Source organism: Tardiphaga sp. 813_E8_N1_3 (assembly GCF_051811025.1).
GTDB lineage: Bacteria > Pseudomonadota > Alphaproteobacteria > Rhizobiales > Xanthobacteraceae > Tardiphaga.
On record NZ_JBPWQE010000001.1, the window covers coordinates 203,055 to 228,568 of the forward strand.

Here is a 25,514-nt window from a genome sequence, read left to right on the forward strand (position 1 = left end):
GGAAAGGTACGTCGTGCGGGCAAGAGCCTCGCTACAACGACAGCCCTTCGGCTTCGGCGAATTCGGTGAGCTTCTGCCGGATCGAAACGCTGCCCGAGGGGGCGTCGAGCAGTTGTGTCATCAGCGCCTCGGCCTTTTTGGCATTGAGGTCGAGAATCATTGCCTTCACGGGACCGTGTGCGGTGGCCGACAGCGACAGCGAGCGATAGCCCATGCCAATCAGCGCCAGCGCGCCGATCGGCTGTGAGGCCATCTCGCCGCACAGCGAGACGTGACGTTTGGCGGCGTCGCCCTTTTGCACGATCTCACGCAGTACGCGCAGGATCGGCGCCGACAGCGTATCGAAGCGTTCCGACACCTTGGCATTGCCGCGGTCGACAGCGAACAGGAACTGGAACAGGTCGTTGGAGCCGACCGAGACGAAGTCGACCTTCTTCAGGAGTTCGTCGAGCTGATAGACCAGCGCAGGCACCTCGATCATGGTGCCAACATCGATTCGCTCCGGCAGGGCATGACCATGCTGGCGCAAATAAGTCAGCTCGCGTTCGATGATCGCCTTGGCCTGATCGAATTCGGCCACTTCCGAAATCATTGGGAACATGATGCGCAGCGCCCGCCCGCCGCCGGCGCGCAGCAATGCGCGGATCTGGCCGCGCAGCAAGCCGGGTCGATCGAGGCCAAGACGGATCGCGCGCCAGCCGAGCGCCGGGTTTTCCTCGACGATGGTCTCCATGTATGGCAGCGCTTTGTCGCCGCCGATATCGAGGGTGCGGAATGTCACCGGTTTCGGGCCGGCGGCATCGAGCACGGCGCGATAGAGCGCCAGCTGATCGCTGGAGCGCGGCAGGCTTTCGCCGACCATGAATTGCAGTTCGGTACGGAACAGGCCGATGCCCGCCGAGCCGGTGTCGTCGATATGCGGCAGGTCGATGATCAGGCCGGCATTGATCAGGAGGTCGACCTTCTGGCCGTCCTTGGTGACGCAGGGCCGATCACGCAACGCTGAATACTGCGCCTGTCGCCGCGCGCGGAACCGCACGCGTTCGGCATAAGCGGATTCGATCTCGGCGGAGGGCCGAATATAGATCGAGCCCGAGGTGCCATCGACGATGACGGCGTCGCCGGGATCGGCAATGCCCGGCGCGTTGGCGACTTCGCCGATGGCGGGAATGCCGAGCGCGCGTGCCACGATCGAGACGTGCGAATTGGCCGTACCTTCCTCCAGCACCAAGCCACGCAGCTTCTTGCGATCGTAGTCGAGGAGGGCGGCCGGGCCCATCGCGCGTGCGATCAGGATCGCATTGTCCGGCATCTGCTCGCGCGAAGGCGCGTGATCCTGGCCGACCAGCTGCCGCATCAGGCGATGGCCGAGGTCTTCAAGATCGTGCAACCGGTCGCGCAGATAGGGATCGGTGGAGCGCAACATGCGTGCACGGGTATCCGACTGCACACGTTCGACGGCGGCTTCCGCGGTGAGGCCGGTGGCGACGGCTTCGTGCAGCTTGTGCGACCAGCCGTGGTCATTGGCGAACATGCGATAGGCTTCGAGCACGTCGCGGTGTTCGCCACTATCGGCGACGTCGCCGCGTTCCAGCATGCGGTCGAGGTCCGAGCGCAGCTTGGTCAACGCCGTATCTAGCCGTTTGATTTCCTTCGGCAGGTCTTCGGCGATGTAATTGGTGATGACGACGCGCGGCTCATGCAGAACCACATGGCCGAGCGCGATGCCATCGGAGAGAATGGCGCCGGTCTTGTGCAGGGAATGCCGCGCAGCGGGCTCGGCGCCCGGCTGCGCCAGCGCCGATAGCTCGCCGGAGGCGATCATCTCGGCGAGCACCATCGCCGTTGTCTGCAGCGCCTCGACCTCTTCCTCGACATAAGTGCGCTTGGCGCGGTTCTGCACCACCAGCACGCCGAGCGTATTGCCGGCGCGCAGGATCGGCACGCCTAGGAACGAGTGATAGATCTCTTCGCCGGTCTCCGGGCGGAACGAGAACGCCGGATGGCTCTGCGCGTCGTTGAGATTGAGCGGTGTGGCTTCGGAGGCGACCAGACCGACCAGGCCCTCATGGGAGCTCAGCACGGTTTGGTGGACGGCGTCGCGGTTGAGGCCTTCGGTGGCGTAGAGCTCGAGTGTATTGTCGACGCGCAGCACGTATGTCGAGCAAACTTCCGCCACCATATTGGCGGCGATCAGCACCACGATCTTGTCGAGGCGTTCCTGAGCGCTGACCTGCTCCGCCATCACTTCGCGGAGCCGTCTCAGCAAGACTCGGGGGCCACCCGACGCGCTCCGCATGTGCCGACACCCTCCCCACGAGGCCGACACCTGACAAAAGCCGTGCGCCGACGCTAAGCCTCAGAAAACAATAGAATTTGCACCGCCGCGCAACAAGAGGCGCAGCGACAGAACCGTATCAGATTGTCCGAAACGGCGCCCTCAGCCGCAACGGCTGCCATGCAGGCCGTATAGCGAATTGAGGCTTGTTTTGCCAAGCAAAACACCTGCCAGACAAGAAACACACCGTTCACATCAAAATAACGGATGTTTCAGGAAAAATTTTCTACGCTTTGTCCAGACCATACAGCGTGTGCAGGGTGCGAACCGCCAGTTCCGTATAGGCCGTATCGATCAGGACCGAGAACTTGATCTCGGACGTGGTGATTGCCCGAATATTGATCTGGCGCTCGGAAAGGGCTGCGAAGGCCTGCGCGGCGACGCCGGCATGGCTGCGCATGCCCGATCCAATTACCGAGACCTTTGCGACATCGGTGGCGCTGTCGATGCGGGCATAGCCGATCTTGGCCTTGGCCGCCGTGATGGTCTCCTTGGCCCGGGCATAGTCGGAGGCCGGCACGGTGAAGGTCAGGTCAGTGGTCTTGCCATCTTCCGAGACGTTCTGGACGATCATGTCCACATTGATGTTGGCTTCGGCCAGCGGCACGAAGATCGAGGCGGCGACGCCCGGCTTGTCCTCGATCTGCCGGACGGAAATCTGGGCCTCGTCCTTGGAAAAGGCGATTCCGGTAACGACGTGGCTTTCCATGATTTCCTCCTCGCTGCAGATCAGCGTGCCCGGCGGGGTGCCGTGCGGGTCGATGTCTTCGGGTTTGTCGAAACTTGAGCGCACGAAAATCGGCATGTTGTGGGTCATGCCGAGTTCCACGGAGCGGACCTGCAGCACCTTGGCGCCCTGCGACGCCAGTTCCAGCATTTCCTCGAACGCCACCTTGTTCATGCGTTGTGCCTTCGGCACGACGCGCGGATCGGTGGTGTAGACGCCGTCCACGTCGGTATAGATGTCGCAGCGGTCAGCCTTGACGGCGGCGGCAATTGCCACTGCCGAGGTATCGGACCCGCCGCGGCCGAGCGTGGTGACGCGGCCGGTCTCGGCATGGATACCCTGGAATCCGGCGATGACGGCCACTTCCTTGCGCTCCTTGAAGCGCTTGATGAGCTTGTCGCCGTCAATCTCGTCGATCCGGGCCGAGGCATGGGCGTCCGACGTCTTGATCGGGATCTGCCAGCCCTGCCAGGAGCGGGCCTGGATGCCGATGGTCTGCAGCGCGATCGCCAGCAGGCCGGCGGTCACGAGCTCACCGGACGCGACGATGGCGTCGTATTCCCGGGCGTCGTGCATCGGCGAGACTTCGGTGCACCAGGCGACCAGTTCGTTGGTTTTGCCCGACATAGCCGACACCACGACCGCGACCTCATGACCGGCATCGACCTCGCGTTTGACGTGCTGCGCGACGTTGCGGATGCGGTCGATGTTGGCGACGGACGTACCGCCGAATTTCATTACGAGCCGGCCCATGACGAGTGGTGCATTCCCTGACGACAGTGGGTAAAGATACCGCGCACTAAGCACGCGGACGAAAACGCGCGTATACATAGCGGCGAGGGTGGGGGCAAGCAACCCGGGTTCCTGGTCCCTTAGAACGAGCCGAGACAGGGCATTTTGGACGGTTTATGGGGCGCTATATCGACGATATCCTGCAGCCGGGCGAGAAGGTGCTGTATTCCAGCAACTTGCACTGGGTGGTCTATGCCCCGGCCATCGCGGCCTGGATTGTCTCGGCGGCTTTGCTGGTCCTGACGCGTTACGCGATCAACGAAACCCTTGTTCTGCTCTGCCTGGCATCCTCGGCCGTAGTGGCCTTCGCGGCGCTGTACTGGTCGATGAAGGGCTGGTTCCAGCGCTGGACGACCGAGACGGATGTCACCACGCTGCGGGTCGTGCACAAGGAAGGCTTCATCACGCGCAAGACTTTCGAGATCAGTATCGACAAGGTCGCGAGCGTCAGCGTCAATCAGAGCATTCTGGGACGCATCTTGAATTATGGTGACATCGCCATCGAGAACATGGGTGATGATGAAGAGGTCATCAAGATGATCGCGTCACCACTCGCATTTCGCAGCCACATCACAGCGCGATAGGAAAACGGCTCCACAATGGCCATGCAATCCAGCTATTCCGACGCTTCCGCATCTTCCGTCGATGCCAGCGAAGTCGCGAAATTCTCCAAGCTGTCGGAGGAATGGTGGGACCCGCGCGGCAAGATGGCGCCCCTGCACAAGATCAACCCGCTGCGCCTGACCTATATTCGCGACGCCGCCTGCCGCAAGTTCGATCGCAATGTTCGCAGTCTCAATTGCCTGAGCGGATTGCGCATGCTCGATATCGGCTGCGGAGCGGGTTTACTCTGTGAGCCGTTCACGCGGCTCGGCGCACAGGTGATCGGTATCGATCCCTCTGCCACCAACATCGCCGCGGCCAAGTTGCACGCAGACAAAGGGCATCTGTCGATCGATTATCGTTGCACTACCGTCGAGGAGATGGATGTGCGTGAGCGCTTCGACATCGTGCTGGCGATGGAAGTCGTCGAGCATGTGGTCGATGTTGGTGCTTTCCTCGATCGCTGCGCGTCGATGCTGAAGCCCGGTGGCCTGATGGTGGTCTCGACGCTAAATCGAAACTGGAAGAGCTTTGCGCTCGGCATCGTCGCCGCCGAATACGTGCTGCGATGGCTGCCCCGCGGCACCCATCAGTGGGACAAGTTCGTTACCCCGGACGAACTCGCGCATCACCTGTCGCGCAACAAGCTTGAAATCACCGAACAATCAGGCGTGGTCTACAATCCGCTCGGTGACCGCTGGACGCTGTCGTCCGATATGGACGTGAACTATATGGTGGTCGCGGAAGAGGTCTAGCGTTTCAGTTCCTATCTGCTTCTGCCTCGCCAAGTCGTCAAACCCCGTTGAGAATAATCACCGTCGGTGCCTTGGGCAGCGCATTGAGTGATATCGTCAGCGTCTGGGCGCTGCGCTGGTCGATTTCGAAATCTTTTCCGATCTTCGTCATAAAGTCGCTGAGTGGTGTCATGAAGCGATGCATTGGCAGCACCACTGAGGCGCGCAGCCGCTTGGTGATCTCGGATACGCCGTCAAGGGACATTGTGTAGCTGCCATCGATCGGCACCATCACGATGTCGAGGCGACCGATCGCGGCGAAGTGACTCTCGTCGAGTTTGTGATGCAGATGGCCGAGATGGCCGATGCACAGGCCGGCAACCTCGAAGATGAAGATCGAATTGCCGTCCTTCACCATCTCGCCGCCCGCGTCATCGCCATAGTAGCGGCGGATGTCCGTCGTGACGTTGCGGATCAGCACGTCGCCGATGCGCTCATGGATCTGCGCCGGCTGTCCAGTCTCACCCCATCCGTGCAGCACAGTCTTGATGCGCGGGTCGGGATGCAGTGTGTAGTGGGTGCTGTGCGCCCGGTTCATCGTCACCACGTCCGGGATGCGATCGAGCTTGTAGATGCCGTTATAGTCGGTGGCGATGGTCACGCCGCCGGGGGTGTCGATGTAATAGGTCGAGTGCCCGGCATAGGTGATGGTGACCTCATCGGCCTTCGCCGCAGTCCGGCGCAGACTGACCGGAACTGCGAGTGGTGGCCGTGTGGCCATTGCCAGACACTCACTGCCGCGCGGGGCATTTTGTGCGAGTGCGGGTGTGACGAACCAACTCAGTACCCAACAAGTCAGGGCGCTGAGGACAACAGGCAGAAATCGCAGCATGATCCGGCAGTCTCCGAATGCGCTTTGCTTCAATGTATCGCCAAAAGCGGACGCTGCAATGCTGGTTGTGGCGCCGGAGACTGCCCAAGATCGCGGCGCATCGCACGATGTGGATGCCCGGGCGCCGCGATGGAATCGTCGTCATGCTGCGGGGATTGACACGTTGCCGAAGGTAATATGGTTGGGTAGATCTTGTGATCACTACCGCGAGCATTGCAGTTGTCATCCAATTCAGTCCAGCCCTGGGAATTCGTCAGCCGCGATGATCGTGTTGCGGCGTCGCAATCGGGCTGGGTGTTCGACGCGGCGATGCTGCTGCTGACGCGGCCACTCGATGCGGCGATTGCCGAGATACTCCAAGTCATAGGCGCGGACGCCGAAGCAGATCGCGCATGGATGTTCGAATACGACGCCGACCATCTGCGCTTTCGTAACACCCATGAGTGGAGTCGCGGCGGGATCGGATCCTTTGTGCAGGATCTGCAGCACGTGCCGGTGACCATGATTGGCTGGCTGCATCAACGGTTGGTCCTGGGGCAGGCTGTGATGGTCAATGACGTCGAGGCACTGCCACGCAGCGCCGGTGCGTTGCGCGCTGAGTTTATCCGGCAGAACAACAAAAGCGTACTCAGCGTGCCGGTGTTTCATGACGGCAGGCTCGTCGCCTGCATCGGGTTCGATGCGGTCGCAGCATCGCGCCAGTGGTCGGATGAAATCGCGGATCTGTTTCGTTGTGCCGATCTTATCGCGGCGGCGCGTTATGGCCGGTCGCCGATCACCTCTCGTGGGGAAGATTCGCAGGCTGCATATCCTGCATTAATCTACTTACGCCGCGCGCACGGCATTCTCGGCACGCCATTGACCGAAATCGTCGGCCTGCGCTCGTCGAAAGACTATACTGAGGTGTGGCTGGTGGATGGCGCGATGGTACTCGATCCAAGGCCGCTGACACAGTGGCTGGGCCTGATCCCGCCGGGCTGGTTCGTTCGCATTCATCGCACGGCCGTCGTCAATCATCAGTTCGTGCGCGAGGTCGTGCGCCGGTCGAGCGGGGCATGGCAATTGCGCTTGCATGACTATGAAGACCACTGGCCGGTGTCGCGCGCCGGCCGAGCTGAGCTACGCGCGCATCTTGGCGTTTGATCTACACCAAGCGAGATGAATGCGAGCACGTTGGCGACTCATATTCCGGTGCCGATTGCTATCAATCGCGTGCTGATCACGACTTAACAAATCGTTAGCGACGTTAGTGTGTTGAGTGTTTTTCGCGTGGTGTGTTGCTGCGTTTCAACACGTGAAAAACCTGCCGGGCGTTCGTCGAACCCATAGGTCGATTCGTCGATCTTTGATTGCGACTCGTCATGCGATCGCGTGTCTCATGGAACTTCACTCGCGTCGATCTGCGAGCTGGAGTCGAATCGTGAAGCTCCCAGTATTTTTGGTCGTCAGCGCAGCGTGCCGCAGCGGCTCGGACAGGAGCAGCGGCACCGGCGTGCACCGTGCTAACAGGTTGATGTTGTCGACAGCGATGACGCTGCCGTTGCTGTCGCTTGCCGGCCCGGTGCTGGTGGTTGCGACGATTGTCTCGTCGCAAGCGGTTCATGCGCAGGCTTCGGGCGTCGGCGGAAATGGCGGAGCACATGCATCCAGCAATCCGAAAGCGGGCGGAATAGGCGGTGTGATCGACCCCGCCAATGGAGGCGGAGGCGGCGGCGGCGGCGGCAGGAATGCCAAGAACGAGTCGCTGAAGAACGCTTATATCGGCAATGGCGGCAAGGGCGGCAGTGGTGCGCATGCCCATGGAGGGGGAGACGGCGGTCAGGGGGGAGCTCCGGGCTTCAACGGCTCGCAACTCCTGGGCGGCCAAATCCAGGGAGGCGCGGGATCGCCCGGGAAGCGTCCCCAGCGGCTCAAGGGTGGAGATGGCAGCAACTGGTTTCACGGAATGGGCCATGACGGCGGTAGCGGCGGCGGTGGCGGCGGTGGCGGCACCGGCGCGATATTCAGCGGGTTGTTCGTTCCGGGCAACCAGTTCATTGCGGGCGGTGCAGGTGGCAGTGGCGGCGCAGCCGCCGATGGTGGCGATGGTGTTGTGGCGTATTACGGAACCTTCATGGCCCCCGGCTACGGCGGCGGTGGCGGAGGAGGAGGAGGTGGTGGTGGCGGCGGAATAGGCCTCTACGCATCCGGACAAACCCTGGAAACGCTCGCGCCCGCTATCAAAGGCGGTTCGGGCGGTTGGGGTGGCGCCGGCGGCAATGGAGGCACGGGCGCGCCGGATAGTATCGGTAACTATTGCCCGGGCGGACAGCCGCCCTGCATCACCACCGCGACCGACGGCGGCGTCGGCGGCGATGGCGGCAGTGGTGGCAATGGTGGCAATGGCGGCGCCGGCATCGTCGTCGAAAGCGCGCGCATGACCGTCATTAGAAGCGGCGCCTCGGTGTCCGGCGGGACCGGCGGGACCGGCGGGGCGGGTGGATCGGGTGGCCAAGGCGTTTCCGGCGGCAATGGTGGCAATGGCGGCAACGGCGGTGCCGGCGCCACCGGCGTCGTGTTGGTGAGCCCGGGCACTGTGCGCGTCGACAATGGTGGACTGGTGCAGGGCGGCGATGCCGGAGCGGGCGGGACAGCCGGCCCGGGCGGCGGCGGCTGGGAGCTCGGCAATGGAAGCAACGGTCACGCCGGTGCGAATGGAGCGGCGGGAGTCGCCATCCTTGGGCAAAGCGCCGGCATAACGGTCGTTGCGGCCGGGACGATCGAGGGTGGGCGAAACGTCGACGGATCGCGCGCTGCGGCGATTCTGTTCTCCGGCGGCGGCAACAGGCTGGAGTTATGGTCCGGCTCGAACATTACCGGCGATGTCGTCGTTGGTTTGGACGCGAGCAATCCGAATATCTTTGCGTTGGGTGGCTCTCAGGACGGAATTTTCGATCTCTCCGCACTCGGCACGAAGTATCGCGGCTTCTCGGCGCTGGAAAAAAATGGTGACGCCGTCTGGACGCTGGCGGGAACATCGACGTCTTTCGACGGTGATCTGCGGGCCAATGCCGGCACACTGGTCTTCGCCAGCGGCGCCAGGTTAACGACAGCCAATGGTTATGTCGGCTATGACGGTGGCACTGATGCGAATGTCACCGTCGCGGGCACGGGCGCATCCTGGCTCAATGCCAATCTGTTTGTCGGCTATCGTGGCAATGGTTCTTTGCTGATTGCGGATGGCATGCATGTGACTGCAGCGACCGCTTCAATTGGCAATGATGCGTCTTATGTCACGCACGGCACGGTGAGGGTCGATGGTGCAGGGTCTGTGCTCGATGTCCAGACCCTGAAGATCGGCGCAGTTTCAGTCGGGGCGCTGACGGTGAGCAGTGGGGGCGTTGCGAAAGCGCGCACGATTCAAGTAGGCGCCTCTGGTGCCAGCGGTGCGTTGAATATCGGATCCGAGCCCGGGGCAGCAGCTCTGGCGCCTGGTGTTGTGACAGGCCTGGTTGAACTCGCACAAAGCGGCACGCTCAATTTCAACCATACGAGCGGCGATTATCTCTTCAACAATCTTATCACCGGCAATGGTGCGATCAATGCGCTGTCAGGCACCACGATCCTGTCCGGCCGCAGTGTGGCTTTCACGGGCACCACGGAAATCTTAAGCGCAACGCTTGGCGTGACCGGACAACTCGGTGGCACGGTCAATGTCGATGCGGGCGGACGCCTCACCGGCAATGGCTCCGTCGGTGCCACCACGGTGCTCAATGGTGGCACCCTCGCGCCGGATGGCACGGGCCGTCTGACGGTGAACGGCAACCTGTCGATGCTTACTGGCAGCGCCTTTGATTTCAATCTTGGTCATCTTTCGAGCGGAGCAGCCTCGACGACGTCAGCGAGTGTCTTCGTTAATGGCGATGTTTCGCTTCACGACGTGACGTTCAACATTAGTGGTACGGGCGATCCTGCGGTCGGTTACTATCGCATGATCAGCTATACCGGCGGTTCGTCAATCTCCGGACTAACTACTGGCACGACGCCTCCGATCTCGGGACTGTTTCCCGTCACCTATTCGATCGACAGCTCGCGGTTCCATGTGGTCGATCTCGTTGCTTCGCCCAATGGCACCGACATCCTTCAACGTTGGGATGACGCGACAAGCGGTACCGCGGGTGGCAGCGGAACCTGGAATACGCTTAACAACAACTGGTTTGATTTGGGCGGTGTTGCCAATACTCAGTGGGGATCCATTTATGGTGTCTTCAATGGTCCGGGTGGCACGGTCGCAGTGGATGGATCGCAGAAATTCTATGGGCTGCAATTCGTCGGTGGCCTCTACAACCTTGTTCAAGGCACTGGCGAACTGCGGCCAACCGCGCTGGACGGTTCGGACGGCATTGGTGAACTGCGTGTCCTGTCGGGCGAGACAGCGACGATTTCGGCTCCGATTGTAGGTGCTGGCGGTGTGAACAAGACGGGTGGCGGCACGCTCGTGCTCGCTGGCACCAGCACCTATACCGGCGGCACGACCATCAGCGGAGGTACGCTGCAGATTTCGTCGAATGCAAATCTTGGCGCCGCGGCGGGGGGCCTGACTTTCGACAACGGCATCCTCCACACGACGGCCAATATCAATTCGGCACGCAATGTGTCGTTGCTTGGCATCGGCCAGATCGATACCGACGCCGCAACGGCGCTGGTGCTCACCGGCACGGTGTCCGGCGGAGGCAGCCTGATCAAGGCCGGCGACGGCACACTGGTATTGTCGAGCGTCAATAGCTGGACCGGCGGCACCATGCTTGAAGCCGGCACGCTGCAGCTTGGCGCTTCCGGGGCACTGCCCAATGGCAGTGACGTGATCGTCTATAGCGGCAAGCTCGATCTCAACGGTTACAATACCACGACGAATTCGCTGATCGGCTTCGGCGGCGAGATTGCGCTCGGCAGTGCGCAACTGACGCTCAATCAGGCGAGCGATACAGTCATCGCAAGTACAATCACCGGTGTAGGCGGCAGTCTCGTGAAGACCGGTAGCGGCACGCTGCTGTTGTCTGGAACGAATACATATACGGGCGGCACGACAGTTTCCGGCGGCGCTGTTGCAGTTCTCGCGGACGCTAATCTCGGCACGGGCACGCTGACGCTCTCGGGTGGCACGCTGCTGACGCTCGCCGATATCACGTCCGCGCGAAGTATTGCGCTTTCCGGCAGCGGCACAATCGAGACCCTCTTCGGTACAACATTCACGACTACAGGAAGTATCTCGGGCGCCGGCGCATTGACCAAGGACGGCTGGGGCACGCTGGTTCTGGCAGGCGCCAACTCCTTTAGCGGCGGCATGACGATCAATGCCGGTACGCTGCAGATCGGCAATGGCGGGACGTCTGGCACGCTCACGGGTAATGTCGGCAACAATGGCGTGTTGTCCGTCAATAGCTCCAATACTCTGTTCTACAATGGTGTGATTTCAGGCGCCGGCTCATTGGTGCAGATGGGAACTGGCACCACCGTGCTTCAGAACGACAGCGTCTATAGCGGCGGCACGTTGATATCTGCTGGTACTTTGCAGCTCGGCTCCGGCGGTGCTGTCGGCTCGATCGTCGGTGATGTCGTCAACTACGGGACACTCCAGATCTTTCGCTCCGATATCTACACGTTCGGCGGCACGATCTCTGGCAGTGGCCAACTCCGGCAAGTCGGCATCGGCACCACGGTCCTCACCGGCGACAACACCTATAGCGGTGGCTCGGTCATTACGAATGGGACCCTGCAGATTGGCAATGGCGGGCTGACAGGCTCGCTCCTCGGCAATGTCATCAACAATGGCGCGCTGATCGCCAACCGTGATGGTCTGCTGACGCTGGCGGGCGTGATCTCCGGCATTGGTTCATTCGCGCAAAGCGGCCCAGGCACAACACGGCTCGATGGTATCAACTCCTATACTGGCGCCACGGACGTCAAGGCGGGAACGCTCAGCGTCAACGGCTCGATCGCCGCGTCGTCGCTGGTGAGCGTCGAACGCGGCGCGACGCTCGGCGGCAACGGCATCGTCAGCACCACACAGATCCGGGATGGCGGCATGCTGTCGCCCGGCAATTCGGTCGGGCTGCTGTCAGTACAAGGCAATCTGACGTTTGCCGCGGCTTCGAGCTACATGGTCGAAGTATCCGGTCTGGCGTCGGACCGGACCAATGTCACAGGCACCGCGTCGCTGAACAATGCGGGCGTTCGCGTCAGCTTCGATCCTGCATCCTACGTGCGCGAACGCTACACCGTTTTGAATGCCGCGGGTGGCCTCGCGGGCACGTTCAGCCCGAATATCGTCAGCGACGAGCCGCCCTCGTTCATCACGACGCTGAGCTACGATGCCCAGAACGTTTATCTCAATGTCGATTTGAAGCTGACGGGTCTCAACATCAATCAGAACAACATCGCTTCGTCGCTGAATGCCTATTTCGGCAGCCATGGCGGCATCCCCTATGCGCTCGGCGCGATGGCGCCGGAAGATCTGACGCAGTCGTCGGGCGAACTCTCGACCGGCGTACAGCAGAACACCGTGCAGGCTATGACCCAGTTCATGGGCGTGCTGACCGATCCCCTCGGTGCCAATCGCGGCCTCGCAACGGTGGGCACAGATTCAAACGCGTTCACGTCGGCCAATCGTTCCGCGACGTCGTGGCGCGACGCCTACGGTGCGATCACTAAAGTGCCACCTGCGACGGCGAGTTTCGAATCGCGGTGGGACGTCTGGGCTGCTGGCTTCGGTGGTGGTCAGGCGATCGACGGCAATACGGTCGTTGGTTCGCATAACAGCAGCAGCCGGATCGGCGGGATCGCCGTCGGTGCCGATACCTGGCTGTCGCCGCAGACGCTTGCCGGCTTCGCCGTGGCCGGCGGCGGCACCAGTTTCGGCTTGTCGGACAATCTCGGGTCAGGTCATTCGGACCTGTTTCAGATCGGTGGCTTCATGCGCCATCACCAAGGCCCCGCTTATATCACAGCCGCGCTCGCCTACGGATGGCAGAACATCACCACCGAGCGGCTGGTGACCATCGTTGATGCTGACCGGCTACGCGCGAACTTCACCGCGCATGCTTTCTCGGCGCGCATCGAAGCCGGCCATCGCAACGTGCTGCCATGGCTCGGCGCAGTCGGCGTGACGCCGTATGCAGCTGGACAGGTCACCAATATCGACCTGCCTGCCTATGCAGAGGCGCTTGTCTCTGGCGGCAATGATTTCGCGCTCAGCTACACCGGACGCAACGTTACTGCCACGCGTAGCGAGCTTGGCTTCCGCACCGATAAATCCTTCGCTCTCGACGCCGCGTTGCTCACGTTGCGCGGGCGCGCCGCCTGGGCGCATGATTTCAACCGTGACCGCATCGCGCAGGCCTCGTTCCAGTCGCTGCCTGGCGCGAGCTTCGTCGTGAATGGCGCGGCGATGGCAGCCGATGCGGCACTGACCAGCGCGAGTGCGGAGGTCATGCTCGGCAGCGGGCTGTCGCTCGCTGCGACCTATGAGGGCGAGTTCTCCAACCTCACCCGCAGCCATGCCGGCAAGGGCATCGTTCGCTTCGTCTGGTAAGCTACGTCGGAGGCGACGCGATCGCATCGCAGGCATGGGCGCAGGCCGCTTGACCCTGCGGCGTGACGCAGTCAGGTTCCGCGCCATCGCTCGCGGACCCGTCCTGCCTCATGTTCACCGTCGCCTCGCTTTGGATCCCCTTCACGATCATCGCCTCGCTGGGGCAGGTGGCGCGCAATGCCATGCAGCGCTCGCTCACCGGACCATTGGGCACCTGGGGCGCGACCAATATCAGGTTCCTGTTCGGCTTCCCGTTTTCGATCGTCTTTTTCGTGGTGATCATCCTGGCGACGGGCGACAAGGTGCCGTGGCCATCAGCCGAATTCTGGCCGTGGCTGCTACTCGGCGCGCTGAGCCAGATATTTGCCACGGGGCTCATGCTGGCGGCGATGAATGATCGCTCCTTTGTGGTGACCACGGCCTATCTTAAGACCGAGGCGATCCAGACCGCGATTTTCGGTTTTGTCTTTCTCGGCGATCATCTAACGGTGCTGAAGGTCACGGCGATCCTGATTGCCACGATCGGAGTCGTCGTCACGGCGCTGCGGCCCGGTGCCGCGCGCAACATCGCCAGCATCCGGCCTACCGTCCTTGGACTGGTCGCGGCTGCCGCTTTCGCACTGTCGGCCGTTGGTTTTCGCGGCGCCATCATCACGGTGCCCGGTGTCAGCTTCGTCACGGCGGCGTCCTATGCGCTGGTCTGGGCATTGTTCGTGCAGACCTTGATCCTGACCATCTATCTGCTGGCCCGCGCACCCAAGGTGCTGAGCGCTATCCTCGGCCTGTGGAAGCCATCGATGCTGGCCGGCTTCATGGGGGCGGCAGCCTCGCAATTCTGGTTCCTGGCCTTTGCGCTTACGGCCGCCGCCAACGTGCGGACGCTGGCACTGGTCGAGGTGCTGTTCGCGCAGGCTGTCGCCTACTATTCGTTCAAGCAGCCCCTTTCGGCGCGCGAATTGTCGGGGATCGCGCTGATTGTCGTCGGCGTGGCGATGCTGGTTGCAGTGTGACGGCGCAGTGCGCGTGATGTCTCTTTCGTGAGCGCGCCTGCTGCGATAGGACTGATCGCAGCCCTCCCGTGCCGATCCCGAGACCAGATTGATGCGTATCCTTTCCCTGCTCTTCCTGCTGCTTGTCGCCAACCCGGCCTCGGCGGTCGAAGCCATCGTCAAGGACGGCGACACCATCCAGATCGGCAATGTCGCCTACAAGCTCGCCGGCCTGGACGCGCCGGAGGTGGATCAGCCCTGTGTCGACGAGCATGCCGACAACTGGGCCTGTGGCGTCGAGGCAAGGGACCAACTGGTGAAATTGATCGGCAAGCGCGAGGTTCGCTGTGAGGACCTTGGCGAGGACAAGATCTACAAGAACCGTCGCACCGGTCTCTGTAGTGTCGTTGGCGAGACGGGTAGTCTCAATCAGGCGGTGATCCAATCGGGCTATGCGGTGAGTATAGAACCGTCGGACAAGGTAAGCGCCAAGACCAGCTTCAAGCCCGATGAGACGGTTGCCAAGGACAAGCGCCAAGGGCTGTGGCGCGGGTGCTTCGTGATGCCCGCGGAGTTCCGCAGCAAGGCCGCCGACAGCCCATTGCTCGGCTCGGCCTGCCGGAGCGACAAGGACAAGGAGCTGCGCGCGGCGCTGTTTCCCACCGATCTCGCGATGCCGGCAGGCTGCAATATCCGGGCGAAACAGGTCCGCCGCGCCAAGTTTACAGGACATGTCGGCGTCTATCTCATTCCCCAGTGCCAGAACTATGCGACCCAGCCGAAGCCGGATCGCTGGTTCTGCAGCGAGGACGACGCCCGCGCCGCGGGGTACCGCAAGGCGCTCAACTGTCAGGCCCCCAGTCGCCGCAACTGAGCGATGAGCCGGTGGCGCTGGACGCCGCGGGCTGAACCACGTAGCAAATCAGGACGCCGGAATGAGCCGGGCGCAGGCGCGGTGGCTTATTCCAGTATGCGAAATCCGGAGTGAAGCGCGTGGCCGAGAACACCAGTTCAGCATCGATCGAAGCCGTTGAGCGCAGCCTGGCCTCCGCCGGCTATATCGCCAGCCGGCAGATCGCCACCGCCGTCTATCTTGCCGAGAAGATCGAGAAGCCGATCCTGGTCGAAGGCCCGGCCGGCGTCGGAAAGACCGAGCTTGCCAAGGCGATCGCGGCGTCGCGCGGTCTCGAGATGATCCGCATGCAGTGCTATGAGGGCCTCGACGAGGCCAAGGCGCTGTATGAGTGGAAATACGCCAAACAGCTACTTTACACCCAGATCCTGAAGGACAAGCTCGGCGAAGTGCTGGGCGGCGCCGATACGCTCGCCAAGGCGCTCGACCAGCTGCACGATTTCGGCGACGTGTTCTTCTCCAAGGAGTTCGTCGAGCCACGCCCGTTGCTACGCGCGCTGGAACAGCCGATGGGCTGCGTGCTCCTGATCGACGAGATCGACAAGTCCGATGCCGAATTCGAATCGCTATTGCTCGAAATCCTGTCCGACTTCCAGGTCACGATCCCCGAGCTTGGCACTGTCGTAGCCCTCGTACCACCGACCGTGATCCTAACCTCGAACGGCGAGCGCGATCTTGGCGACGCGCTGAAGCGCCGCTGCCTGCATCTGCATATAGGCTTCCCCGAGCCCAAGCTCGAAGAGCGCATCGTCGAGACTCGCGTGCCTGGCGTGTCCACCACCTTGCGCAAGCAGCTTGTCGGCTTCGTCAATCAGGTCCGCACGCTGGACCTGAAGAAACTACCGTCGGTCAGCGAGACCATCGACTGGGCCAAGGTGCTGGTGTTGCTCGGCGCATCCGAACTCGGCCACGAGATGGTCAAGGACACGCTCAACGTACTGTTAAAGTATGAGGGAGACATCGAAGCTACGCTGCCACAGGTCTCGGGTTTTGTCGCCAAGTCCGGCCGGCAAGGCGTGTTCGGTTAGCCGATGCGTGACACCCTGCATCGTTTCTTTCGGGCGGCGCGCGGCGCCGGGGTGAGAATCTCGCCCGCCGAAAGTATCGATGCGATGCGCGCGGTCGCCGAGGTTGGTCCCTCCGATCGCGGCATCCTGCGCGATGCGCTGCTGCTGACGCTGGCGAAATCCGGCGACGACAAGGCCGCGCTCGGCGCCTGTTTCGATACCTTCTTCACCCACCCCGATTTCGAGCAACCTCCAACGGCAAATGACGACGACGCGGAGGATGCGGACGAAGGTGTGAGCGAAAGCGGCACCGAAACTGTGGAAGGCACGGCGTCCGGTCAGGCCCCTGCCGAACTCGGCGCTCTCGCGCAGATGCTGCTCGCGCAGGACCGCGCGGCGATTGCTGCGGCACTGTCGAGTGCTTCGAATGCCGCCGGCCTGACCGATGTCCGCGTCTTCACCCAGCGCGGGTTGTTTGCCAGCCGGGTGCTCGAACAGTTGGGAATCGCGCAGTTGCGCGATGATATCGACGCGCTCAATGCCCGGAATTCGGCGGATGCCGAACGGCTCACTGCGGCGCTCGGTAGCCTGCGCGAGACCGTCAGCGAAATGGTCGCGCAGGCGCTGCTGCTCTATGGCCGCGAAGAGAAAGAGGCGTTGCGCAATGAGATCTTGCGCAACGCGCCGATGGCGCGGCTGGAACAGCGCCAGATCGAGCAGATGCGGGCACTGATCCGCAACATCGCACGGCGGCTGCGTGAGCGTTTCAGCAAGCCGCGCAAACGGCAACGCCGCGGCCACCTCGACGTGCGCCGCACCATCCGCCGCAATGCTGCATGGGGTGGCGTGCCGTTCATGACGGCATGGAAGCGCCGCCATCGCGACAAGCCGAAGATTGTTGCGATCTGCGACGTCTCGGGCTCGGTCGCGCAGGTCTCCGACTTCTTCCTGCTGCTGATCCACAGCCTGCATGAAGTTGTGTCCGACGTGCGCTCCTTCGCTTTTTCCGGCAACCTGATCGAAGTCAGTGAAGTCCTGGAGAAGAACAAACCCGAAGAGGCGATGAAGCAGATCATGTCTTCGGTCGGCTATGGTTCGTCAGACTACGGTCGCTCTTTCGTTGACTTCGAGAAAGGCTTCATGAGCGCAATCACGCCGCAGACCACGGTCATTGTTCTCGGCGACGCCCGCAGCAATAATCTGGATCCGCGCGCTGACATCCTGCGCCGCATCGGCGAGCGCTCGAAGCGGTTGGTCTGGCTCAATCCCGAGGGTCGCATGGGTTGGGGCTTCGGCGATTCCGAAATGCCGCGCTATGCGACCTTCTGCAATGTCGTGCGCCAATGCGCGACGGCGCAGCAACTCGAGCGCGCCGTCGCGGATATCGTGGCGACCTATCAATAGTCGTCGTCATCAGCCGAAGGTGAAGGCATAGGCCCGCACGCCCGGATCGAGGAATTCGATTCCGAATGTGCGGTCGGCGACGTCGCCGGCCTGCCGCACCAGCTGATACAGCTTCGCATCCGTCACGGTTCCGTACCCATCGGCATCGGTATCGGTGCCGTGGCTGGCGCCGGGCGCCGCGCCGTCGATGGTCACGCGGAAGCGCACCGGCTTACTGTCCCGTGATGGGCCGAGAACCAGATGCAGGTCGCGGGCGTGGAAACGATAGGCGATGCGACCTGATTGATCATCGAGCTGCGCATATTCGCGGCCGATGGTCCATGTGCCGCCCAGCGTCCAGCGGTTCAGTGGCAGCATGTCGATGCCGCGATAGAGGCTTGGCACGTCTTCGCGTGCGCCGCCCGGTGACGTGAAGCCGCTGGCCTGCGCATAGCCGAGATAGGTTTCCGACGAACGAAGTTGTTCTTCGTCCGCGGCGACCTGCGTGCCTTCCGCCTGGACCGTCGCAGCCTCGACAGTCGGCTTGTGGCCGGCTTCTGCGAGCAGTTGCTGGATCACCTGTTCGGACGTCGCGTAATTGCCTTCGCCGATCGCCTGATGGCGGGTGCGACCATCGGCACCGACGAAATAGAGGGCAGGCCAGGCATTGTTGCTGAAAGCGCGCCAGACCCGGAAGTCGTTGTCGATCGCGACGGGATAGCCGACGCCGAGCTTCGTCGTTGCGGTGCTGACATTGCCGACGTTCTTCTCGAAGGCGAATTCCGGCGTGTGCACGCCGATCACGACGAGGCCCTGATCGCGATATTTCTCGGCCCAGGCACGGACATGCGGCAGCACGCGCAGGCAGTTGATGCAGGAATAGGTCCAGAAATTCACCAGCACGACCTTGCCCTGCAGGTCTTCAGCCTTCAGCGGCGATGTGTTGAGCCATTGCCTGCTGCCGACGATGGATGCGAGCGGACCCGATAGTGACGCATGGGGTGTGGCATTACCGATGGACGTCCCGGCCTGCGCGGATGGTGCGGGCTGCAGCGTGTCGATCAGCTTGCTTTCAAACGCCGTCGTTGACGGCAGTGATAGCTGCGTCAGCAGGCGCGTATCCAGCCCGGCCCAGATCGCGATGGCGCCGAGCACCACTGCACCACCCAGCGCGCGACGCACGCCGTCGCTCCATGGCATCAGCTCGCGCGCCCTGGTGAGCAAGCGTCCGCCTAGCAGCATCCCGGCGGCGAGTGACGTTGCCGCACCAAGGCCATAAGCGAGCAACAGCAACACGGTGTCGATTCCGGGCCCATGCAGTGCTGCGCCGGTAAGGATCAGGCCCAGCACCGGTCCGGCACAGGGTGCCCAGACGAGGCCCGTCGCGATGCCGAGCAGCAGCGAAGCGACCGGTGTGCGGTTGGCGTTTGCATCATTCTGGCCAGCCCAGCCGGACAGCTTCACGCCGAGTAGCACCAGCGGCGCCATCAGTCGCGTGGCGAGAGTCGGCAACAGCAGTGCCAGGCCGAACAACGTCATCACGATGAGGGCGATGGTTCTGCCATAGCGATTTGCCTCGATCGCCCAGTTGCCGGCGACAGAGGCGAGACTGGCGGCCACCGCGAAAGTCAGTGTGAGGCCGATCAGCAAGGGCAATCCGCTGCGGCGAAACGGTTCGTCCGCGCGGGCGAGAATGATCGGCAGGATCGGGAAGATGCAGGGCGATGCGATGGTGAGCAGGCCGGCTGCATAAGCGAGGATGAAGAGCGTCACGGTGATCTCCAAAAATACACGAGTGAAGCCGGCGACCGTTCGGGGGAGCGCCGCGATCCGCGGACCGGTTGACGGTCCGCGGAAGAAGGTGAGGGTCAGATCAGGTTGATCGCGACATTGATGTTGCCGCGCGTTGCCTTGGAGTAGGGGCAGATCTGATGCGCAGCATCGACCACCTGGCGAGCGATCTCCGGTGCCAGGCCGGGTAGACTGACATTGAGGCGGGCCTGCAGAAAGAAATCACCGCCGGTGGTGCCGAGATCGACTTCGGTATCGACGGCGACATCCGCCGGCAGCTTGACCTTCAGATTGCTGGCGGCGCGCCCCATGGCGCCGATGAAGCAGGCGGACCAGCCGGCCGCGAACATCTGCTCGGGATTGGTGCCAGCGCCGGCCGAGCCGGGAGGCGACAGCTTGACATCGAGCCGGCCGTCGGAGCTGCGCGACGCGCCATCGCGGCCGCCGGTGGTGTGGGTCTGGGCGGTGTAGAGAACCTTTTCGATGGTGGTCGAGGTCATGATCGTCTCTCCTTTTATATCGTATACGATTTAATCGAGTGCGATATAAATAGCGGCCTGGGTGTTCTTGTCAACTCTTCCGATCTAATCGCATCCGATATATATGGGTCCGATAGGTCACGTTCTCGTGTCCCTGACGGAGTGCAAATATGCCATCCACCAAGCCCAAATCGATTGAACAAACCTCCGCCGATTCCGGGCAGGCCGGGCCGAAACTGTCTGATTTCCTCTGCTTTTCGATCTATTCAACCAATCTGGCCTATGGCCGGGCCTACAAGCCGATCCTCGAAAAGCTCGGCCTGACCTACACCCAGTACATCGCCATCGTGGCGCTGTGGGAGCAGGACCGGCAAACTGTCGGCAGCCTCGGAGAGAAGCTGTTTCTGGAGTCGAACACGCTGACGCCGATCCTGAAAAAGCTGGAAACCATGGGTTATCTGCGCCGGCAGCGCGATCCCGAGGACGAGCGACAGGTGGTGATCAGCATAACCGACGAAGGCCGGCGGCTGCGCGAGAAGGGGCTGACCATGAATCTCGTGAAGGCATCCGGCCTTGAGCCCGACGAATTCAAGAAGATGCAGCAGGGCGTTGCCACGCTGCGTGACAACCTCATCAAGGCTGCGCGCGAAAGCTGATCCGCACATCGGCTATGCAGTGGCCGGCATGTGGATGCACGCTGCGCCGTCCTCCTGTAACCTCACGGCAGCAGATCGGTCCGAGAGGTTGGCGTGAGCGACATCGACAAAATTTTTACGCGGGCGAAATTCGCGGACGGCAGCCTCAACACGATTGCGGTCAGTGGCGGTCTAATCACGGGGATCACATCCGGCAGCGATCCAGCACCGACAGCTGCAGAGACCGTCGATCTCGGCGGCACGCTTGTGATCCCGTCCTTCGTCGAAGGCCACATCCATCTCGACACCAGTTTCTACGGTGATGTCTGGCGGCCGCATGTGCCGTATTCCAATGGCTTCAACGTGCAGGAGCGCGTTGCCATCCAGGCAGATAACATGGCCAAGGCGGCGCCGATGGCCGAGCGGGCGAAGAGCCAGCTTGAGCTTTGCCTTGGTCACGGCAGCACGCGGATGCGCAGCCATGTGATGGTGGATGGCTCTGTCGGGCTGAAGTCGCTCGAGACCATCCTCGCCGTGCGCGAGGCGTATCGCGACGTCATCGACATCCAGCTCGTGGCCTTCCCGCAAAGCGGCATCCTGCGCAGCCCTGGCACGCCGGATCTGCTCGATGCCGCCTTCGATCTCGGCGCCGACGTGATCGGCGGCCTCGATCCCGGCGGTTTCGATCGCGATGTCGAAAAGCATCTCGATGTCGTGTTCGGCATCGCCGAGCGCCGCGGCGTCGATATGGATATCCATCTGCACGATCCCTCGATGCTCGGCATTTTCGAGATCGAGCAGATCTGCGCGCGGACGCAAGCACTCGGCATGCAGGGGCTTGTCGCCATCAGCCATGCCTATTCGCTCGGGGATGTCGCGGCTGATGTGGTGCAGCGGACTGCCGCATTGCTGGCGAAGAGCGGCGTCGCCATCATGACCAATGCGCCAGGTGCGCGGCCGTTTCCACCGGTGAAACTGTTGCGCGCGGCGGGCGTCACCGTGTTCGGTGGCTGCGACAATATCCGCGATAGCTGGTGGCCCTATGGCGATGGCGACATGCTGGGCCGCGCGATGATGATCGGCTACCGCTCGGGCTTCAATACCGATGAAGACTTGACGCTGGCCTTCGACATCGTCACCGCCGGTGGTGCCACGGCGTTGCGGCTGGAGGATCACGGCCTGCGTGTCGGCGCCAAGGCCGATTTCGTTGCCATCGATGCGCCTGAAGTGCCGCAAGCGGTGGTCGATCTGCCTAAGCGCCGCGCGGTCTACAAGAATGGCCGGCTGGTGGCGCGCGACGGCAAGGTCGTCCGAAAGGCTTGAATCATCGGCCAGACCCGTTACGACTGCGCCCAACGATCCACTGGCATGCCAGACACTCTGGAGACGATGAATGCTTGAAACACCGCGCGCGCGACGAGGCATGGTGACCTCTCCTCATCACCTGGCGTCGCAGGCCGGCCTCGATGTGCTGAAGGACGGCGGCACGGCCGTTGAAGCGGCGATTGCCACGGCAGCAGCGCTGGCGGTGGTCTATCCGCATATGACCGGCATCGGCGGCGATGGCTTCTGGCTGATCGCCGAGCCCGGCAAGGCGCCGATCACGGTGGATGCCTGCGGCCGCGCCGGTGCAGCGGTGGATCTCGCCTACTATGCGGCGAAGGGCGCCGCGACGATTCCGTTCCGTGGCCCGCTCGCGGCCAATACCGTCGCGGGCACGGTGTCCGGCTGGCAGAAGGCGCTGGATGTTTCGAAGCATTGGCAGAAGCCGCTGTCGCGCGAACGCCTGCTGGACAGCGCAATCTATTATGCCGACAGCGGCATCGTGGTTACGCGCAGCCAGTCTGAGTTGACCACGGAGAAGTCCGCCGAGCTGAAGGACCAGCCGAATTTCGCCGGGACTTTCATGCCGAACGGTCAGGCGCCCGCCGAAGGTGATGTGATGAAGCTTCCCGCGCTCGGCGCGACTCTAAAGCGTCTGGCTGCCGAGGGCTTCGAGAGTTTCTACCAAGGCAAGCTCGCCGATAGCATTGCCGCCGATCTTGCCACGGTGGGGTCGCCGGTCACCGCTGCCGATCTGCAAAGCCATCAGGCCAGCGAGCGTCCGCCGCTGTCGACCACGGTGCGCGGCGCGCAGCTGTTCAACATGGCGCCGCCGACGCAGGGTCTATCGTCGCTGATGATTCTCGCGATGTTCGATCGGCTCGGTGTGACGCAGGCCGAAGGTTTCGATCACATTCACGGCCTGGTCGAGGCCACCAAGCAGGCTTTCATCGTCCGCGACGAGCATGTCGGCGATCCCGATCACATGACGGTGGATCCGGAGTCATTCCTCGACGATGCGAAGCTTGACGAACTGGCACGCCATATCGATCGCAAGATTGCGCTGCCATGGCCGCATGTGCGCAAGCCCGGCGATACCATCTGGCTCGGCGTCATCGACGGAGAGGGCCGTTCGGTGTCGTTCATCCAGTCGGTCTATTTCGAATTTGGCTCCGGCGTCGTGCTGCCGGAAACCGGCATCTGCTGGCAGAATCGCGGCGCCTCGTTCCGGCTTGCCGAGAGTGGCTGGAATGCGCTGAAGCCGGGCCGGAAGCCGTTCCACACGCTCAATCCCGCGATGGCGATCTTTGATGATGGCCGTCGTATGGTCTATGGAAACATGGGCGGCGAAGGGCAACCGCAGACGCAGTCGGCGGTGTTCTCGCGCTACGGCATGTTCGGCATGCCGCTGCAGCAGGCGGTGACCGCGCCGCGCTGGTTGCTCGGCAAGACCTGGGGTGACGAGAGCGTCACGCTGAAGGTCGAGGACCGCTTCTCACCCGCATTGATCCAGCAGCTTCGCGATGCCGGTCACGTGGTCGAGGTACTCGGCAGCTATACCGGCACCATGGGCCATGCCGGCGCCATCGTGCTGCACGCCAACGGCGTGCTCGAAGGCGCGACGGACCCGCGCTCGGACGGTGCTGTCGCCGCCTGGTGATCAGCTCGCCATCATCTTGCGTAGCTCGGTCTTGAGGATCTTGCCGTTGGCGTTGCGCGGCAGCGGCTCCTTCAGGAAGGTGATGCTGTCCGGCACCTTGTAGTCGGACAGCCGCTCCGCGCAGTATTTACGGATATCGGCCTCATCGCCGCCATCGGGGCTATAGACGAAGGCGTGTACGCGTTCGCCCAGCACTGGATCCGGTTTGCCCACCACTGCGCTTTCGAGGATGGCGGGATGATGTGACATCACGTTTTCGACCTCGGTGCAGTAGATCTTGAAGCCGGCGCGATTGATCATGTCCTTCTTGCGGTCGACCACATAGACATAACCCTCCGCATCCACGCGGCCGATATCGCCGGAGCGCCAGTAGCCGCCGACGAAGCCGGTGCGAGTCGCATCCGGATTGTCCCAATAGCCCGGCACGACCATCGGACCGGCAATCAGCAATTCGCCGTCCTGACCGGCCGGCACCTCGCGGCCGTCGTCATCGGCGACCACGATATGCGCGCCGGTTACGGGGCGCCCAACCGAATTGATTTTGCTGACGGGCGAGCCGGGCGGAAACATCGTCGCGGGTGATGAAGTCTCAGTCGAACCATAGGCATTACAGAGATTAAGCTTCGGCAGCACCTCAGCGAGGCGCGTGATGGTCGCTTCGGGCATCGGCGCGCCGCCGAAGCCGGCGATGCGCCATGAAGACAGATCGTGACGATTGAAATCCGGCTGCAGCAGGCAGAGATTATACATTGCCGGCACCATCAGCGTGTAGGTCATGCGCTCTCGCGCGGCGACGGCGAGAAACTCCGGCGCCTTGAAGGCTGGCAGGATCACGGTGGTGCCGGCGACATTGATGGTCGCAAGGATCAATGCCACAAGCCCGGTGACATGCGATGCTGGCACCGCCAGCATCGTGACGTCACCGTCGTGCAGGCCATAGCCGTGCTGGAAGTTGAGCAGGGAGTGGATGATGCTCGCATGGGTGAGCATCGCGCCTTTCGGGTTGCCAGTGGTGCCTGACGTATAGAGCAGAAAAACGGTGTCTTCCTGATGGAGTTCGGGAAGCGCAGCGGCAGGCGCACCTTTCGTCAGCTCCGCAAACGATGGCGCACGCCCGCTGCCGACCACCCACTGATTGCGCAAGTCCGCACGCGGTGCGGGCAGGTTGGCCTCGCAGTCGGCGTCATAGACGAGCGCTGAAGCCCCACACTGCTGCAACACATAGTCGATCTCGGGTGCACGCTGCCGCGTATTGAGCGGGACGACGATCATGCCGGCGCGGACGGCGCCGAGCGCGCAGAAGATGAATTCCAGGCAGTTGCCGAGCAGCATCGCGATGCGTTCGCCCCTTTTGAAGCTGGAGGCGATCAGATTGCGAGCGATATTCTCTGCGACGCGGTCGAGCTCCGCATAGGTAACTCGTGTTTCGCCGAGCACCAGCGCAACGCCATCAGGCTTCTGCGCGACTGCGGCGCGCAGCATGGCGTCGAGGGTCGGCGGGCGATCGGAGAAACAGGTGACAACGCGTTCGCCATAGAGAACTTCATGGTGGGTGGCCGGCGTTGAGGTGTCCGGCGCGATCTGTCCTTGCATGTCCGTCCCAGACGTTTTTTTGCGCGCCGCAATCGGCACGCCCCGCCATTTGGCTGGCGATGATGACGTCAGGTTAATCAGCCAA

General features: G+C 62.5%; 17 protein-coding genes. 11 read left to right on the top strand and 6 right to left on the bottom strand.

The window, feature by feature from the left end:
• Positions 1–31 precede the first annotated feature (31 nt).
• Together ptsP and AB8A33_RS00945 are read right to left on the bottom strand one after the other, a co-directional pair.
• Positions 32–2,299: a phosphoenolpyruvate--protein phosphotransferase gene (ptsP, locus tag AB8A33_RS00940; RefSeq protein WP_439091050.1), complete on the bottom strand. Its 2,268-nt coding sequence runs from the start codon at positions 2,297–2,299 to the stop codon at positions 32–34.
• A gap of 265 nt (positions 2,300–2,564) precedes the next feature.
• Positions 2,565–3,818, bottom strand: a complete 1,254-nt coding sequence (locus tag AB8A33_RS00945; protein ID WP_439091051.1) for an aspartate kinase — start codon at positions 3,816–3,818, stop codon at positions 2,565–2,567.
• 155 nt (positions 3,819–3,973) lie between these two features.
• Here AB8A33_RS00945 and AB8A33_RS00950 point away from each other — a divergent pair, with 155 nt between their 5' ends.
• Together AB8A33_RS00950 and ubiG are read left to right on the top strand one after the other, a co-directional pair.
• A complete protein-coding gene (locus tag AB8A33_RS00950) occupies positions 3,974–4,441 on the top strand; it encodes a PH domain-containing protein (RefSeq protein ID WP_175368067.1) in 468 nt (155 codons plus the stop codon).
• 15 nt (positions 4,442–4,456) lie between these two features.
• Positions 4,457–5,215: a bifunctional 2-polyprenyl-6-hydroxyphenol methylase/3-demethylubiquinol 3-O-methyltransferase UbiG gene (gene ubiG / locus AB8A33_RS00955; protein ID WP_439091052.1), complete on the top strand. Its 759-nt coding sequence runs from the start codon at positions 4,457–4,459 to the stop codon at positions 5,213–5,215.
• A gap of 37 nt (positions 5,216–5,252) precedes the next feature.
• Here ubiG and AB8A33_RS00960 read toward each other — a convergent pair whose 3' ends face one another.
• The gene (locus tag AB8A33_RS00960) at positions 5,253–6,086 is read right to left on the bottom strand and encodes an MBL fold metallo-hydrolase (protein WP_439091053.1); all 834 of its coding nucleotides are present in this window, start codon (positions 6,084–6,086) and stop codon (positions 5,253–5,255) included.
• A gap of 309 nt (positions 6,087–6,395) precedes the next feature.
• On the opposite strand from AB8A33_RS00960, the gene AB8A33_RS00965 reads away from it, so the two are divergent.
• From AB8A33_RS00965 to AB8A33_RS00990, 6 genes are all read left to right on the top strand, one after another.
• Complete coding sequence (locus AB8A33_RS00965; protein ID WP_439091054.1) at positions 6,396–7,229, top strand: LytTR family transcriptional regulator DNA-binding domain-containing protein; 834 nt, start codon at positions 6,396–6,398, stop codon at positions 7,227–7,229.
• A gap of 277 nt (positions 7,230–7,506) precedes the next feature.
• Positions 7,507–13,656, top strand: a complete 6,150-nt coding sequence (locus AB8A33_RS00970; protein WP_439091055.1) for an autotransporter-associated beta strand repeat-containing protein — start codon at positions 7,507–7,509, stop codon at positions 13,654–13,656.
• Between the two features lie 110 nt (positions 13,657–13,766).
• Positions 13,767–14,666: an EamA family transporter gene (locus AB8A33_RS00975; RefSeq protein ID WP_439091056.1), complete on the top strand. Its 900-nt coding sequence runs from the start codon at positions 13,767–13,769 to the stop codon at positions 14,664–14,666.
• Between the two features lie 91 nt (positions 14,667–14,757).
• Positions 14,758–15,519: a thermonuclease family protein gene (locus AB8A33_RS00980; RefSeq protein ID WP_439091057.1), complete on the top strand. Its 762-nt coding sequence runs from the start codon at positions 14,758–14,760 to the stop codon at positions 15,517–15,519.
• A 119-nt stretch (positions 15,520–15,638) separates the two neighbouring features.
• Positions 15,639–16,586: an AAA family ATPase gene (locus tag AB8A33_RS00985; protein ID WP_439091058.1), complete on the top strand. Its 948-nt coding sequence runs from the start codon at positions 15,639–15,641 to the stop codon at positions 16,584–16,586.
• Between the two features lie 3 nt (positions 16,587–16,589).
• The gene (locus AB8A33_RS00990) at positions 16,590–17,969 is read left to right on the top strand and encodes a vWA domain-containing protein (RefSeq protein WP_439091059.1); all 1,380 of its coding nucleotides are present in this window, start codon (positions 16,590–16,592) and stop codon (positions 17,967–17,969) included.
• Between the two features lie 9 nt (positions 17,970–17,978).
• On the opposite strand, the gene AB8A33_RS00995 is transcribed toward AB8A33_RS00990, so the two are convergent.
• Both AB8A33_RS00995 and AB8A33_RS01000 read right to left on the bottom strand, forming a co-directional pair.
• Positions 17,979–19,721, bottom strand: a complete 1,743-nt coding sequence (locus tag AB8A33_RS00995) for a cytochrome c biogenesis protein DipZ (protein WP_439091060.1) — start codon at positions 19,719–19,721, stop codon at positions 17,979–17,981.
• A gap of 95 nt (positions 19,722–19,816) precedes the next feature.
• Positions 19,817–20,239, bottom strand: coding sequence for an organic hydroperoxide resistance protein (locus tag AB8A33_RS01000; RefSeq protein WP_439091061.1), 423 nt, complete (start codon positions 20,237–20,239; stop codon positions 19,817–19,819).
• Positions 20,240–20,388: 149 nt separating this feature from the next.
• Between AB8A33_RS01000 and AB8A33_RS01005 the strand changes: the two genes are divergently transcribed.
• The 3 genes from AB8A33_RS01005 to AB8A33_RS01015 all read left to right on the top strand — a co-directional run bounded on the left by AB8A33_RS01005 (position 20,389) and on the right by AB8A33_RS01015 (position 23,836).
• A complete protein-coding gene (locus AB8A33_RS01005) occupies positions 20,389–20,874 on the top strand; it encodes a MarR family winged helix-turn-helix transcriptional regulator (RefSeq protein WP_439091062.1) in 486 nt (161 codons plus the stop codon).
• Positions 20,875–20,967: 93 nt separating this feature from the next.
• On the top strand, positions 20,968–22,176 hold the full coding sequence (locus AB8A33_RS01010; protein ID WP_439091063.1) for an amidohydrolase family protein: 1,209 nt from the start codon (positions 20,968–20,970) through the stop codon (positions 22,174–22,176).
• 70 nt (positions 22,177–22,246) lie between these two features.
• On the top strand, positions 22,247–23,836 hold the full coding sequence (locus AB8A33_RS01015) for a gamma-glutamyltransferase family protein (protein ID WP_439091064.1): 1,590 nt from the start codon (positions 22,247–22,249) through the stop codon (positions 23,834–23,836).
• On the opposite strand, the gene AB8A33_RS01020 is transcribed toward AB8A33_RS01015, so the two are convergent.
• Positions 23,837–25,429, bottom strand: a complete 1,593-nt coding sequence (locus AB8A33_RS01020; RefSeq protein ID WP_439091065.1) for a class I adenylate-forming enzyme family protein — start codon at positions 25,427–25,429, stop codon at positions 23,837–23,839.
• Positions 25,430–25,514: the final 85 nt, after the last annotated feature.

Excerpts from the sequence above, each read along its gene's own strand:
- ubiG (WP_439091052.1), top strand. The coding sequence starts at position 4,457 with ATGGCCATGCAATCCAGCTATTCCGACGCTTCCGCATCTTCCGTCGAT.
- AB8A33_RS00980 (WP_439091057.1), top strand. The coding sequence starts at position 14,758 with ATGCGTATCCTTTCCCTGCTCTTCCTGCTGCTTGTCGCCAACCCGGCC.
- AB8A33_RS00990 (WP_439091059.1), top strand. The coding sequence starts at position 16,590 with ATGCGTGACACCCTGCATCGTTTCTTTCGGGCGGCGCGCGGCGCCGGG.
- AB8A33_RS00945 (WP_439091051.1), bottom strand. The coding sequence starts at position 3,818 with ATGGGCCGGCTCGTAATGAAATTCGGCGGTACGTCCGTCGCCAACATC.
- AB8A33_RS00965 (WP_439091054.1), top strand. The coding sequence starts at position 6,396 with ATGCTGCTGCTGACGCGGCCACTCGATGCGGCGATTGCCGAGATACTC.
- AB8A33_RS01015 (WP_439091064.1), top strand. The coding sequence starts at position 22,247 with ATGCTTGAAACACCGCGCGCGCGACGAGGCATGGTGACCTCTCCTCAT.
- AB8A33_RS01020 (WP_439091065.1), bottom strand. The coding sequence starts at position 25,429 with ATGCAAGGACAGATCGCGCCGGACACCTCAACGCCGGCCACCCACCAT.
- AB8A33_RS01005 (WP_439091062.1), top strand. The coding sequence starts at position 20,389 with ATGCCATCCACCAAGCCCAAATCGATTGAACAAACCTCCGCCGATTCC.
- AB8A33_RS00975 (WP_439091056.1), top strand. The coding sequence starts at position 13,767 with ATGTTCACCGTCGCCTCGCTTTGGATCCCCTTCACGATCATCGCCTCG.
- AB8A33_RS00960 (WP_439091053.1), bottom strand. The coding sequence starts at position 6,086 with ATGCTGCGATTTCTGCCTGTTGTCCTCAGCGCCCTGACTTGTTGGGTA.
- AB8A33_RS01000 (WP_439091061.1), bottom strand. The coding sequence starts at position 20,239 with ATGACCTCGACCACCATCGAAAAGGTTCTCTACACCGCCCAGACCCAC.
- ptsP (WP_439091050.1), bottom strand. The coding sequence starts at position 2,299 with ATGCGGAGCGCGTCGGGTGGCCCCCGAGTCTTGCTGAGACGGCTCCGC.
- AB8A33_RS00950 (WP_175368067.1), top strand. The coding sequence starts at position 3,974 with ATGGGGCGCTATATCGACGATATCCTGCAGCCGGGCGAGAAGGTGCTG.